Origin of the sequence: Flagellimonas aequoris (genome assembly GCF_003584165.1) — a bacterium.
Classification (GTDB): domain Bacteria; phylum Bacteroidota; class Bacteroidia; order Flavobacteriales; family Flavobacteriaceae; genus Flagellimonas; species Flagellimonas aequoris.
On sequence record NZ_QXFJ01000017.1, the window covers coordinates 52,996 to 68,152 of the forward strand.

Sequence of the window (15,157 nt, forward strand, 5' to 3'; positions counted from 1 at the left end):
TATACTTGATTATGGACATAACCGGCTTCATAGGAAGATTGCACCCACTTTTGGTTCATTTACCCATCGGATTTCTCACGTTGGCCCTACTTGTTGAATGGTTTATGGGGAAAAATCAAGGAAAGTCCCAGGTAAAGGTCATCATGTTCGTCCTTGTCCTTGGCGCCCTGTCCTCCATTGTGGCGGCCCTATGCGGATGGTTTCTGGCCAATAGCGGAGGATACGAAAACAATACCTTGGCCTGGCATCGTTGGCTCGGAACATCCATATGCCTGTTGGCCATTGTGGCTCCATTTGCCAAACATTACAAGCAAAAAAAATCCTATCGCTTTATATTGGTAGCCATAGGGGCGCTGCTTTTTGCCGTTGGACATTTTGGGGGGTCCTTAACCCATGGCTCCGACTATTTATTGCAACCACTCCGAGGAGACAAAGGAGATGGGTACAGCAACGTACCAGAGGCTAAAAACCCAGATTCATTGATTGTTTTCCAGCATTTGATCCGTCCTATTTTAGAGCAAAAGTGTTATGACTGCCATAATACGGAAAAAGATATGGGAGGATTGAACATGATGACCTATGAAAAACTTATAGCGGGGGGCGAACACGGTGTAGTGATCGAAAAAGACCCATGGTCGAGTGAGTTGATCAAGCGGGTGACCTTACCATCCAAAAGCAAGTACTTTATGCCTCCGAAAGGCGCCCCTTTGGATTACAATGAAATCAGTATTTTGAAATGGTGGATAGAACAAGGGTTCGACTCCATCAAAAGTGTAATGCAAATGAAACCCGATAAAAACATAGCCCATATTTTGGCCACAGTCTATAAAGTAGATACAAGTCCAAAGACCTTCTTTGAAAGGACCAAGGTAGATCCAATGGATGAATCTGTATTGGATTCCCTGACCGGAATGGGATGGCAAATTAAGCGGATTGCACAGGACAATCATTTTGTTGAAGTTTCACATAGATTCGACACCCCTCTTTCCAAGGGTAGTCTTTCGGTTCTTGGAAAGATTAAGGACAACATTACTTGGCTGGACCTGTCCGGTATAAAATTGACCGATTCGGATATGGATGGCATTTCAAAGTTCAAAAACGTGACCAAATTGCATTTGAACGACAATGCCATAACCGGACAAGGGCTCCGGGCCCTATCTGAACTGAAAAATCTTGAGAGCTTGAACCTGAACAATAACCCGTTGTCAGTGGAAGATCAAGATTGGATAAAACCCCTGACCTCCCTTAAACGAATTTACCTTTGGAAAACGGATATTAAACCGGAATACATAGAGCAGATACATAAAACTTCTCCTGAACTTCAAATCATTCTATAACAAAAACAATATGTCCACTCAGAACCCAAAAAACAATCGGCGCAAATTTCTTAAATCTTCGACCTTACTAGCATCCGGAACTGTGATATCCCCTATTCTTGGAAGTTCCTTTGGAAATAAGACAAATGGGAATGAAAATCCATTTTCAAACCATGGTAAAATTATAGGTCATGGTGATTTTAAGTATCGTATCAACAAAGAATGGGGCATACAGGACCTAGATAAATACCCCGTTATGGATTGTCATGAGATGGTTCAGGACAAAGCCGGTCGTCTTTTGCTGCTTACCAACCATCCGAAGAACAACATGATCATATATGATAGATCCGGCAAGGTATTGGAAACATGGACCCTTGGTCTCAAAGGAGCCCACGGGCTAACCATTTCAGAAGAAGGTGGTGAAGAATTCCTCTACATTGCCACCACTACTGATCATAAGGTGTTTAAAACGGACATAAAAGGGAATATTCTTTTGGAACTTGATTATCCCAAGGAAACGGGCAAATATGATTCTCCCGACAAATACCTTCCAACAGAAACTGCCATTGGCCCAAATGGTGACATTTATGTATCAGATGGTTATGGCCTTGATTATATCATGCAGTACAACGCTAAAGGAGAGTTCATTCGGTTTTGGGGAGGAAAAGGTGATGGAAAAGACAATTTCGACTGCTCCCATGGCATAACACTGGATAATAGGGACAAAGAAAATCCTACCTTATTGATTACCTCAAGATCCAAACAAGAATTCAAGAGGTTTTCACTAGATGGACATCACATAGAGACTATTCCTCTGCCCGGTTGTTGGATATGTAGACCCGTTATTAAAGGTGAGCATCTATATTTTGCCGTTCTGGTTACAAAAACTTGGGGAGCATATGACGGCTGTGTTGCCGTCTTGGATAAGGACAACAAGGTGGTGTCCTTGCCAGGAGCGTCCGATCCAATTTATGAGAATGGATTATTGAAAGCACCTGATTATGATGATTTTTCATTCTTGAACCCTCATGATGTTTGTATTGATGATGATGAGAATATTTATGTCCCACAATGGATGTCAGGAAGGACCTATCCATATAAGCTTGAGCGGCTACACTAAGTTTTAAAATTTTAAATTGTCGTGGGTGAGATGCAAAACATTATATTTTGTAGGGAAAAGCTAGGCCCATTTTGTGCATCGGGTTCAAGAAGAGGGTACATATTTGTATGGTTGGGAAGTAGATATTTTAACCTTTGATATTCGCCAAATTGATAATTACCCACCAAAATAAAATCCCTTTGAACTATTTTTAAATTATTACGTTTTTGACAATGGAGATAATTGATACTATTTACAACGAAATCATTGGCTTTTTAGGAATTTCAAAAGCTTGGGAAATTTTACAGGAAGGAAATTATAGTGCCTTTAAAACCTTTGACGGCATAGTCTCACTTATTTATCCCATCATCCCCTTATTATTAATACTGGAATTTATTCTGGGGCTTATCTACAAAAAGCCGGATACCAAGGTCTACAAGGTCAACTTCTTGATTTATCTGTTCAACAGATTTGTTGGTAGGTTCATAGCCATTGCCATGGTAACACTATGTATTGGGCTATTTCAAAAATATGCCCCTTTTCAGACCAAAATGACCTGGTATTGGTTCATTTACGGCTATATCATTTGGGAATTTGCACATTTTCTATACCATTACTGGGGGCATAAGGTACGGCTTCTCTGGTGCCTTCATTCCACCCACCATGCCGCCGAAAACATGAACCTTTCCGTAACCTATGCCCATTTCTTTTTGGAGGCCCCCTATGCCGATACCATCAGGACCACTGTCTGCATCCTATTGGGTGTACAACCAGAGCTTTTGTTTTTGATTATGTTTGTTGACGGAACATATGGTGCCTTTATCCATGTGGGTGAAAATATGATTAAGGATGCCAGATTCGGGCCCTTGAACAACTTTATGCTTACTCCATCCCACCATCGTGTACACCATGCCAAAAACCCTTTGTACATGGATACTAACTTTTGCAATCTCCTGAATATTTGGGATCGTGTTTTTGGCACATACCAAGAAGAAAAAGAAGAGATTAAAATAGAATATGGGATTACCAGGGAAATGGATTCGGGAAACTTTCTGAACGTTTATTTTGGAGAGTTCATTGCCCTTTTCAAGGATATTATGAAAGCCCCAAGAATAAAGGACAAGCTATTGTACATTGTTATGCCCCCGGGGTGGAGCCATACGGGAAATCATAAAACATCCAAGGTAATAAGGACAGCATTTTTAAATAAAAACTACAATGTTGTAGAACAAATAAAATAGGCACATTCTCGGTCTAAATTATCAGGTAAGTAGATGACAATGTCCGAGTAGGTCTTCTAAGACTACGAATACTTAATTGTACTCTTCCAGTGAATCTTAGCAAACATGGACAAAAACAATAAAGACAGGTCACAATGTGAAATCTACGATTACCCGAAATCAAAGTCAACTAACTAATGTACTGAGCCGGGCAAATAGAGGACTTCCAATAATGGTGAATGCCATTTAACCACTCAAGAAGTTCTAGCCCTTCTTTTTAATGGTTTTATTTGATATCAGATGAATGCATAAAAAATGAAAAGCACTGAAAATCATACGATTAACAGTGCTTTATTGTTGCCTATTTCTAGGCTAGTCGGGGTGGCAGACCTAATATAGGAAATACAACACACTGCATATTAATTACTTACAACATCTTTTGAAGCTTGCACACCTATTTGCACAAAAAAAACAAAAAAGAGCTTTTGAGGATATAATTTGACCTCTATTTAATTGTTTAAAATACAAAAAAGTTGAAAAAGAATCCATAATTAGAAAATCAGGACTTCAAATTGGCTTCTTTATCTGAATTTCGAATTGAAACAAATCAATTGTAACAGGTAGCTTATTTTTAAAATAGGAGCTAAAAAGATTACATTGCACATAAGTAGCTACAATTGGAAATTTATAAGAATGAATATACATGTCCTAATTGTTGACGACGAAAAAATTGCTAGAAACCGGGTACGAAAACTTTTGAACGAGATTCCCGAAGTCACGAAGATAACCGATAGTGCCAACGGTTCCAGTGCGATTAAAAAGCTTTCTGAAAACACCCCTGACATTGTCATACTTGACATTCAACTACGGGACATGAACAGCTTTCAAGTTTTGGATAGGGTCCATCTAAAAAATCCTCCCCATATCGTGTTTGCTACAGCCTTTGATGAATTTGCCATTAAAGCCTTTGAAATAAGTGCGGTGGATTATTTACAAAAACCATTCAATGATGAACGTTTTTTTGAGGCCATGAAGAAAGCCCTTACCCTTGTTAAATCACAAAACAAAGATGTGATACAGAACAACCTCAATAAGTTGCTGGCCCATTTTCCAGATTTACAATCCCATACAATACCCCAAGATGATAGGATTCCAATTAAAACTGGGACAAAAATCACTTTCGTCTATGGGAAGGACATCAAATATATCATTGCATCTGGTTATTACTCCGAAATCCATACCACCGAAAAGAAACAGTTACTAAGAGAATCCTTGGCCAATCTGATATTAAAATTAAATAGCGCAAAATTTGTGAGGATTCACCGATCATTTATCGTCAATACCGATTTTATTACAGAAGTAACAACCACCTCTTATGGAGATTTAAATGTAAAAATGTTTGATTCCAAGATCTTTAGGGTAAGTAAAAGTTACCGAAAGGATTTTATGGATAAAATGGGCATCTAGCATACCTATTCGAAGGACTCGAATTACTATGAACTTGAAATAGTTCAATAAGCAATAAAAAGCCCTCCACTTTCTGGAGGGCTTTTTGCATTAACTAAACTTGAGAACCCTAATTTTGATCTGCTGGAGTCAAATTTGGATTCGCATCAATTTCAGACTGTGGGATTTTAAAAATCCAATCATCATTTAGGGATGGTCTTTCTACTTGAAATGCTCCTTGGTAAAGCACAGCGGAAGCACCTGAACCACCATTGGCAGCATGATCGATGCCCTCATCCCATCGGATGTGATCGGTATAACCGAAACCTTCTCCCCACAATTCCAATCGTCTTTGGAACTTAATGTGTTCCATCATGGATTCCTGTGTATTGAATATGGTTACGTCATATGCACTGTCTCTTTCTTCACCCAACGGTCTCAATGCTTCCTGGGCACCGGGGATATCGTTCATCATAGCCTTGGCCTCTGCCTCGATCAAATACATTTCAGATGTTCTCATATAGATAACATCATCCGGTGCAATATCCGCTGGTATTGCATTCTTTAGCTTAAAATGCATATAGGGATGCAAGTTATAGGTGGTATTTATACCGTACGCCGCGTTGATTTCAGCTCTCCTTGCATTGAAAGCGTCCTGATCTGTATAGTTCGGATCATTACCGAATCCTCCTTGACCATTTGCTGCTGAACTATTGGTATTAGGTGCATCTATGATGAATACTTTCTTTCTGTAATCCGAATCCGGAATGGCATCGACCAACCTTCTATCCGCAATCTTAGGATTGTTTCTAATCTGGCTCCCATTAAATGTATTGCTGGCCAAATAGAAATAGGACCTAAAAAATGTGGTTTCAGCAGGAAGCACATTGCTTCCCCAAATCACTTCAGAAAGGTTATTGGTATTAAACCCGGACAACCAATCATCCTCATTCATCAAAGGAAAATTTTGTCGTGCCATTATTGCAGCGTCTGCCGCAGTCTGCCAATCTCCTTTGGACAAAGCCGTACGGGCCAAAAGTCCATAAGCGACATCAATGCTCAATTGGGACTTTACCTCTGGTCCTCCATTGGGTCTTCCTGTACCATTTTCAAAGGCCGCAATAGCTGAATTCAAATCGGATTGGATTTGATCATAAATTTCCTGTACCGTTGACCTTGGAGCACTGGTGAAAGGTGATTCGGATGAAAATAACAAGGGAACTCCGGGATCGGATGAAGGGTTCCCAATCAAGTATCCCTTGGCATAATGCTGTACCAAGGAAAGATATGCATAGGCCCTATAGGTATATGCCTGCCCCAATATCTCATTCAGCATTGGAGAATCCACCAATGAACCATCTGTACCTTTATTGATCAAAAGGTTGGCACCTGCAATAATATTGTACCGATGATACCACAATATTTCACTTGTAAATGACGTAGGAATCGTGTGCTCGTTCCATTGCATGACATCACGCCAACCTAAATTATTGGCATTTGCGGAATGTATAAGGTCTCCACTGATATTATCCCCCATGGGTACCCAAAAATGGTTATTCGCTCTTTCACTTGCTCCTCCAGGGAATATGGTTTGGGACTGGGAGTACAAACCACGATGCAGTCCATTTAATACCAGTTGCATATTTTCTTCATTGGCCAAGGCATCGGATGCAGAAATCGCATCAGTTGGCTTGGTCTCCAAAAAATCCTCATCACAAGAAGTCATGACAATTCCGAGGATTGCCAAAACCATTATATTTATTTTTCTATACTTCATCTTTTCTTTTTTTAAAATGTTACGTTCAACCCAACCGAGATAATCTTTGCAGGATTAAAGTCATTACCACTTGGTGTTCCCGAAAGATTGAATTGTGGGTTCAATCCTTTACGATTACTTCTCAAATACAGGTTTTCGCCAGTAACGGAAACCCTAAGTTGATCTAGTCCCAGTTGTTGTGCGATTTTACGATCAAAGGTGTAGCCAAGATTAATATTCTTGATTGCCCAGAATGAGGCATCTGTCAAGAACCGTTCAGATGCAGCTCTAACAATATTGGGATTACCCGCTTCCATTCTAGGAACATCAGTAATGTCACCTGGTTGACTCCATGCCTTCAAGATATCTGGGTGAAGTGATCTTCCAAAGGTTCCACTATGCATCATGGCCGCATATCCCAAGTCCAAAAATTTACCCCCTAGACCATAATTAACCAAAACATCCAAGGAAAAGCCTTTGTAACTGATGCTATTGGAAATAGACCCCAAAAGGTCAGGAATCGAACTGTCACCTGTATAGGCACGTTCGGTTGCCTGCCAATCATTTGTTGTGGCAATCTCACCATTGGCATCCAAAACCGGCACACTATTGCCTTCTTCGTCCAATTCATATTGCAAGAACAACTGATCTCCTGTATCTGGATCAACACCAGCGGTCCTAAGAATATAAAAATCAAAGAGTGAGCGTCCCTCTTCCCATCGTTGCTGTCCTTCTATAAATGGATCTGGCAGGCTCGTAATCTCATTTTTAAAAGTGGAGGCCTGTAATGCCAAATCCCACTTGAAATCATTTTTATTGATAAGATGTGTGGTCAATGCCAACTCCCATCCCGAATTGTACATATCACCAACGTTTGTAGGCACCTCATTCAAACCATTACTAGGAGCAATAGGAAGAAGATATAATAGGTCTGAGGAATTTTTCTTATAGTATTCCACTGAACCTTCCAAGAAATTGTCGAACAAGGAAAATTCCAAGGCCAAATCAAAATTTTCAATGGTCTCCCATTGCAAATCGGAATTTCCTATATCCGTGTAGATGATAGCAGGTGCGGCAGCATTTGCCGTAATTGAGAATCTTGCTTGGGATATAAAGTAATCGCCAAGATCATCGTTCCCTACTTCCCCATAGGATGCCCTTAGCTTCAAACGGTTGATAACCGATGAATTTTCCAAGAACTTTTCTTGATCGATTCTCCAACTTGCACCAATGGAATAAAACGTTCCCCATCGGGTATCTTTATTGAAGACCGATGAACCATCACGTCTAACGGAACCGCTTATGTAGTATTTATTATCAAAATTATAATTCAACCTTGAGAAATACCCTTCGATACTTTTCCTTGTTGAGGAACCTCCCAGGTTAACAATATTGGAAAAGTTATCGAACTCATAGATACCATTGGCCGCTTGTACGGTGGCCATTCCATTATTACTGCTAAATGTCCGATCAAAGCTTTCATGTCCCGCGGTAATATCGAAATTATGGTTTCCAAAGCTTTTGACATAGGTCAAAATTTGATTGAAATTTTCTACCTGTCTTCTAGATCTTGTCTCCCTATAGCGTCCGGTAGGCTGTGCGTCACCAATAGTTGCATTTTCATACTCTTTGTTCAAACCTTCATTGATATCCCTACCATAGTTGACCCGTGCGCTCAGTCCATCAAAAATGTCCAATTCAGCAAAGAACCTAAACCCATAGGTATTGTTCCTATTGCGCTCATCATTTAGTAAAAGCTCCTGCAACGCATGACGCCCTTGGTTGACAGGTCTCGATCCGATATTATAATCTGGGAACCCTTCCCCATTATCGAAAACAGGGTTTCCAGATATATCCGTCACAATATTCCCTTGCAAATCGTTCACATATACGGGGTATATGGAACCGATATTCTTTGCAAATCCAAAGGGATTTACAATACTATTTGTACCTGCGGAACTTGGAGCAGTAGCTTCGGTAATAGCAATATTGGCACTCCCTCCAAGGGTAAGATTGTCATTGACATCAAACTCCGCATTCAATCTCGTCGTGATACGATCAAATTTTGATTTGATGACAAAACTTTCCTCGTCCAAATAGGAAGCCGAGAAAAACACCTTATGATCGTCACCACCTCCGGAAACGTTGACATTATAATTTTGTCTCACTCCGGTTCTTGACATTACATCATACCAATCAAGGCTTTGATAAATCACATTGGCATTTGAGTTTAATCTGCCATCTGTTCCCACAATTTGGTCATTGGGCACATCAAATGGATTATATCCCAAAGCGTTGTTAATATTTGCTGAAGCAAAGGCGGGATCCCCTCCTCCTGCACTGGAATTCTTCAAAGCCTCCCACATGGTCTCGTAGTATTGACCTGGTGTCACTTCCGGGTAAAATGGAATAGCCGTGGAAACCAATCCATATTGCATGGAAGCATTTACCTGAACCCCTTCCTTTCTACCACTCTTGGTGGTGATGATCACGACACCGTTTGCCGCCCTTGAACCATAAAGTGAAGTTGAAGCTGCATCCTTTAAAATAGTGAAGGATGCAATATCTTCTTGATTGATGGTATTCAGTGAGCCTTCATACTGTACACCATCGACAATAAATAAAGGGTTGGTATCCCCATTTAGTGTTCCAACCCCCCTAATCACAATGCCAGGTGAAGAACCCGGTCCACGCGATGAGATGAACTGCACCCCTGTCGCCTTACCTTCCAGTGCAGCCACGGGGGATGTTACGTTCCTAATGGCTAAATCTTCTGCACCTACGATACTTGCAGAACCGGTAAAAGCCTCCTTTGTACTTGTTCCATAAGCGGTAACAATTACCTCATCAAGAGCTTGGGCATCCTCCTCCATTTGGACATCGATGGTATTGGAGGTACCTACTGTTCTTTCCACGGTCTTTTGCCCGATGTAACTAAACCGAAGCACACCACCCTGTGCAACACCAATAGTGTAATTCCCATCAAAATCTGTTTGGGTTCCCGTGGTCGTACCCACTACTAGTACCGAAACTCCCGGCAGCGGTTGACCCGAACCATCAGTCACTTGTCCGGATACCGTTTTTTGTTGCGCATAGGACTGGAATGCACACAGCAAAAGCCCTACACAAATAATCATGTTTCTAAACATATAGAGTTAGTTTTGAGTTAATGAAGTCATAAAAATATCCGTTCACCAAACAATCTTTTCACTCTTATTAATCAATGACCTTGTTTATGATCTGAACTAACTGTTAATTGAACTGAACAACCAAGAACCGTGTCAGAAAAACCAATAAAACATTGATTTACAACAAAAAAACCCACAACATATAGTTGTGGGTTTAAACTATGAAAGGTCTTCAGCTTTCATTGTAATGGGCATCCCTACATTCCCATGATATCCAAAATAAATTAGACAGGATGGTGTAGCATGAAATGGGATATGTCATTCACATTTTAATATGATTGAACAAAATCAATGATTAGATTCTTGAAATTCGTAGGATCGCTTATGTAGGGTTCATGGCTGGAATTTGGCAAGAGTTCAAAGAATTTATCCCCAACCGGGGTACCAAAATTGTCAAAAACAGCCCTACCTTCTTCAGGTACGATCAAATCATCATATCTACCCCAGATAAGCAAGGAAGGTAAGGTTATATTGGAAACTTCACTTATGAGGTTATCCCCTTCTGCATCAGCATTCAATTTATGATTGACAATTTCAAGATTTGTAGACAAAAAAGCTGGAAACGGATTATAGGAAGAAGCAAACCCTATCCCCAAATACTGTTTAATGGAAATACTGGATTCTTCTTCCGGGATAATGATCTGACCGGGCCATCCAATAAATTCCCTTAATTGGTTCTTTTGCTCCCTTGTTGTAATTACCGGGTTGGCATCGGCCCATTCCAAAGCGCTTGTCCAGTGTTCAAGCCTATTCCCTTTCCCCAATTCTTCCAGGGCAATATTCACCATAAAGGTCCTTCGGTATTGCCAACTCAAATCATAATCAAAGTTATAGGCACCATCCACGGAAATCCACCCATCGATTTTCGACTCTAAATTATCATCCATCAAATACTTGGCCCCAATATAGCCCCCAAAACTCGCTCCCATCAAATAAATACTGGGATTGTCATACTTATCCTGTAAGACCGTTACTATGGCATCCAGATCCCGTACATATTGTGCAACGGTCAAGGTGCTCTCATCAAAATTGCCTTGTGCATTTCCGCAACCTCTTTGGTCATAATATACCATGGCAAAATTTTCCTCCAAACCATCGGACCAATGGAACAGGTCTGCCCTTGCCACGTCCAAGCTAGTCGCCCCGGGACCTCCATTTATATAGATGATGAATTTCTTGGAACTGGTATTGCCCCTGACCAGCACCGGCAATTCGGTTCCTACAATTTTAACATGGAAGAACGTATCAGCCTCCGTATCCAATTCAAACTTTTCACAAGATCCCATAAGCATGGTAAGCAGCAATAGGGTCATATATCGTTTTAAGTCCATAATAGTCTATTTTAATTTTACGTTGATTCCCAGTTCAAGCATGAAGTATCCTACCCCTTTTGGAAAGTTTGGTGTGGCATAAAGGAATTGGGGCTTGACAAAAATTCCCATTGGCCATCCTCTATGTGATTTCAATTCCCTACCAAAAGTGACAAATAAATTTTTTGCCCAATAGTTATGCCCTGCATGGGTCTTCGATACTTCGCCTGTCGCATCCACCTCATATGTATTGGGTACAATAGTCCTCAAGTATCCCAACCCTGCCCCTATTTCAAAATAATTTCCTTTTGGATTTTGTCTTTTGAACTTCAGTTCAGGAATAGCCATCACCCCTGATTGATATCTCCGATGATAGTAAAACCCCACGGTCGGTGAGAGTTCAATTGATTTTTCAATGCGTCGCTCACCACCCCTTCTTCCAGATTTGGATTTTTCCCATTCGGTCAATGGGTAATCAAATGTTAGTTTTAAACCCGGATGGGTCACCATCTCCCCTAAGTATGAAACGGATATGGATTTGGGCATCATATTTTGGGAAAAGCAACCAATCGACGTGAACATCACCATCAACATAACGAAAAACTTAGCAGTACCACATACCTTCCATTGAAATTTGACCGGAACCCAACTTTCAGTTGTCGAAACACCCTTGTCACTTATCTTAACATATACTTGGTTTCCCTCATGGTAAACTTGAATGGCATCAAGCATCGTTAACCGCTTTTTATTCTTGACTTCCATACCCTATATGCTCTTTTTATAACGATTTGAACCTAGGTTAAAAACACCTATTTTGATTCCCAACCCAATTGAAAATCCATTGATGTTACTCAAGGAAGCATTCCTTAAATCAATCGCACTGGTAAACCGATATTTGACCCCGGTTTCCAGTTGCAAATACCTTGATATATTGAATAACAGGCTGATGCCGGGTTCAACAAGGAACACTTCATCAAAATCGTCTTGATTGCGATGTCGATCAGTTCCTTGTTCGGTATAGAAATTATCAACAAATCCAAAGGTTCCACCTCCTAAGAGAATCGGAAAGGAAACATTGATATTTGAACCTCCAAAGAGGATGGGTTCCACATGAAGTCCTCCATATACCCCAATCAGATCGTTATTGTCCGATAAAGCGGTAGCATACAAGGTTTGCTCTGAAAATAGAAAGATGGCCCCCAGTCCTATTTCCAATTTTCGATTGGCCACATAGGCCAATTTCAACCCTCCCAAATAGGCATTTTCATTATTTAGTTTGCCAAAACCCCCATTGATTCCCAAATAGACCCCATGGACAATATTGTTCCTGTCGTTAAACTCCAAAAACTCTGTGGTTTGAGCCTCCTGCCCATGAACCATAAGACAAGAAACTACCATAGCCATGACAGCTATTCCTGTTCGTTTTTTCATTGATAATAGATTTAAATGATTATTTACTTCTAAGGACAAAAGTCTGATCCGAAGGTTGCATCACTGGAAAATTAGTCTTCCAAAAGCTTTACGATTCCCTTCTTGCCCTCCACTCTGATTGTACCAAGACCTTTTCCTCCGGACATCGCTATAATCCTACGCTGGCGGCGGGGTCCAGACCGACCCTCAATGGTAGACTTTACATTCCCAAATGATTTAGGTATTCTCACCACGCCCTCTTCCAGTGTGGCTTCAAACCGGTAATCAAATTCCTTGGAGTGTATTATTATTTCGGAGGATTCTTCCCATAATCGAAGAGTCGCGGTCGTATCCAGAACTTCGAATAACTCCAAATCACTTACCTGCAATGACACATCCATCCTAAAGTCTAATTGCCGAATTTCGATATCCGTGAATTTTAGGGTTCCATTCAATTCCTTTACATGGTCCAAAAACAATTCATCCTTATTGGAGACCACATGAATTTCCTTTGACTCCTTAATTTCAATAGTAGAACCTGTTGAATTTAGCTTGACCAAATCTGAATTGTTAAGTTGGATGGAACCATGCTCTATCATCAGGTCTGCAAGACCTATATACTGAGCCTTTAGTTTCCCATACTTCAGATCAATATTGGCATAATCCAAGTCCGAATTGACCCAAATACTACCGTGTTCCATTTTAACGTTCAGGTGTCCCTTCCAATCTTCCACCATCAAATCCCCAAACCTATTTTGAACAGATAAGGTCAAACCCTTGGGCAACATCACGTTCAAATCGATATTTATTTTACCCGAACCATTATTAACTGACTTTCCCAACCCAAAATACTTGCTGAAAAAGCTATCACCAAGTTCCTCAATCACCGTCGAAACATTGATTTGATTGGCATTTTGCCCATCAACATCCAAACGAATTCGATCCATAAGGAGATTGGCATCCTTTTTTGTCTTGTCTGTGACGGTAACAGCCATAGTAATGAACACCTCATCCTTCTCCCATCCCACCAACTTGATATCACCATAACTGTTTTTGAGGGTCAAAGTACCTGTGCCCTTTATTTTGTGCAAACTATTGTCGCGACGATAGGCCTTTTCTTGGCCTTTCACCAAATTGGTGGTCACAAGCAGCATGACCACACAAAGCAATCTAAAGTACATAACCTTCATCTTTCTTAAGTTTTTGATCTTGTTCCTCCATTTGATCCAACAACTTCTCCATGAGTTCAATTTTCTTTTTATAAAGCTGTATGATTGCAGCAATGACCCGTTGATTATCCAGATTGATTTGTAGCTCGGCCCGAAGCTTTTCATATTCATCATCCAATACTTCCAACGATTTTAGAAATTCATCTTTGATGGTTTTGGATAGCCCTTGATGCTCCATTATCAAATGGGTTTGGTAATCGACCAGTCCCTGATAGTACCCATCTATCTCACGCAACTCACTAGACTCAAGGTCATTTGGAACTTCCCCAAAACCATTATGGAGAACAAAAAAAACTGAACATCCCACAAGTACCAACAAACTAGCCGCTATACGCCAACCGAAGGACCATTTGGGGAACATCATCCTAACATTCTTGTCATTGTCCAATTCTTGGGAAATAGCGTTCCATAGCTTATCCCTATCGGCTCGATGGGTTTCGAACAATTCCGTGTGTTTCCTAATATGTTGTTCAAAACGGTCCATTAGATTTGCTTTATTATTTTCATCAGACTTTTTTTTGCCCTATGGTATTGGGATTTGGATGTCGAGGTCGAAATACCCAAAATCTCCGAAATCTCATCGTGGTCATATCCCTCGATCAGGTACAAGGAAAATATTTGCCTATACCCATTGGGAAGCATTGAAATCCCTTTTACCACCTTGGCAATATCCACCAAATCAACCATTTCCTCCTCCTTTTCGGCATAATGCCCAGGGATTTCGGCATAGGAAACCCACTTGATCTTTTTAGTTTTGAGTTGATTGATACATTTATTGATTACAATTCGCTTTAACCACGCACCAAAACTACTTTCGTATTTAAAGGAGGGCAGGTACCTGAAGGCATCCGTAAAACCCTCTTGTACCATATCTTCCGCTTCTTCCTTGGAATCCATCATTCGCAATGCGATATTATACATGGCATCCACATATAATTCAAACAATTCCTTTTGGGATTTTCGATCCCCATGTTTGCACCTTTCAACAAGGTGCCTGTGCGTAAATCGGATATTTTCATCCATGGTTTGCTATAAGGACATTATTTTTCCGATGCGCATAACCTTAAAGACAAGATTGTCAAGCCATGGTTGCATGCTCCTATTTTTTTTGGAAATATTCATCTTTAGCAGATGTATCAAATACGGATTGTAGGAGTTTGATTTACCCAACACATGGGATACC

General features: G+C 40.5%; 12 protein-coding genes. 4 read left to right on the forward strand and 8 right to left on the reverse strand.

Going from position 1 to position 15,157, the window contains the following annotated elements; translation table 11 throughout:
• The first annotated feature begins 11 nt into the window (after nt 1–11).
• The 4 genes from D2U88_RS07200 to D2U88_RS07215 all read left to right on the forward strand — a co-directional run bounded on the left by D2U88_RS07200 (nt 12) and on the right by D2U88_RS07215 (nt 5,102).
• Nucleotides 12–1,337 (forward strand): c-type cytochrome domain-containing protein, encoded by a 1,326-nt coding sequence (locus tag D2U88_RS07200; protein WP_119639713.1) that lies wholly within the window; start codon nt 12–14, stop codon nt 1,335–1,337.
• A gap of 235 nt (nt 1,338–1,572) precedes the next feature.
• Entirely contained in the window at nt 1,573–2,436 is an 864-nt protein-coding gene (locus D2U88_RS07205; protein ID WP_235855747.1) for an NHL repeat-containing protein, read from the forward strand.
• A 212-nt stretch (nt 2,437–2,648) separates the two neighbouring features.
• A complete protein-coding gene (locus D2U88_RS07210) occupies nt 2,649–3,656 on the forward strand; it encodes a sterol desaturase family protein (RefSeq protein WP_119639715.1) in 1,008 nt (335 codons plus the stop codon).
• A 672-nt stretch (nt 3,657–4,328) separates the two neighbouring features.
• Nucleotides 4,329–5,102, forward strand: coding sequence for a LytR/AlgR family response regulator transcription factor (locus D2U88_RS07215; RefSeq protein ID WP_119639716.1), 774 nt, complete (start codon nt 4,329–4,331; stop codon nt 5,100–5,102).
• A gap of 109 nt (nt 5,103–5,211) precedes the next feature.
• Here the strand turns inward: D2U88_RS07215 and D2U88_RS07220 are convergent, their stop codons facing one another.
• From D2U88_RS07220 to D2U88_RS07255, 8 genes are all read right to left on the reverse strand, one after another.
• Nucleotides 5,212–6,858 (reverse strand): RagB/SusD family nutrient uptake outer membrane protein, encoded by a 1,647-nt coding sequence (locus D2U88_RS07220; RefSeq protein WP_119639717.1) that lies wholly within the window; start codon nt 6,856–6,858, stop codon nt 5,212–5,214.
• Nucleotides 6,859–6,869: 11 nt separating this feature from the next.
• Nucleotides 6,870–9,986, reverse strand: a complete 3,117-nt coding sequence (locus D2U88_RS07225) for a SusC/RagA family TonB-linked outer membrane protein (RefSeq protein ID WP_119639718.1) — start codon at nt 9,984–9,986, stop codon at nt 6,870–6,872.
• 308 nt (nt 9,987–10,294) lie between these two features.
• A complete protein-coding gene (locus D2U88_RS07230) occupies nt 10,295–11,356 on the reverse strand; it encodes an alpha/beta fold hydrolase (protein ID WP_119639719.1) in 1,062 nt (353 codons plus the stop codon).
• A gap of 6 nt (nt 11,357–11,362) precedes the next feature.
• A complete protein-coding gene (locus D2U88_RS07235) occupies nt 11,363–11,884 on the reverse strand; it encodes a hypothetical protein (RefSeq protein WP_147378550.1) in 522 nt (173 codons plus the stop codon).
• 216 nt (nt 11,885–12,100) lie between these two features.
• The gene (locus tag D2U88_RS07240; RefSeq protein ID WP_147378551.1) at nt 12,101–12,766 is read right to left on the reverse strand and encodes a hypothetical protein; all 666 of its coding nucleotides are present in this window, start codon (nt 12,764–12,766) and stop codon (nt 12,101–12,103) included.
• Between the two features lie 71 nt (nt 12,767–12,837).
• The gene (locus D2U88_RS07245; protein WP_147378552.1) at nt 12,838–13,935 is read right to left on the reverse strand and encodes a hypothetical protein; all 1,098 of its coding nucleotides are present in this window, start codon (nt 13,933–13,935) and stop codon (nt 12,838–12,840) included.
• Entirely contained in the window at nt 13,916–14,458 is a 543-nt protein-coding gene (locus tag D2U88_RS07250) for a hypothetical protein (RefSeq protein WP_119639723.1), read from the reverse strand. Before D2U88_RS07250 ends, D2U88_RS07245 begins: the two co-directional genes overlap by 20 nt.
• On the reverse strand, nt 14,458–14,997 hold the full coding sequence (locus D2U88_RS07255; RefSeq protein ID WP_119639724.1) for an RNA polymerase sigma factor: 540 nt from the start codon (nt 14,995–14,997) through the stop codon (nt 14,458–14,460). The genes D2U88_RS07250 and D2U88_RS07255 overlap by 1 nt, the downstream gene beginning before the upstream one ends.
• Nucleotides 14,998–15,157 lie beyond the last annotated feature (160 nt).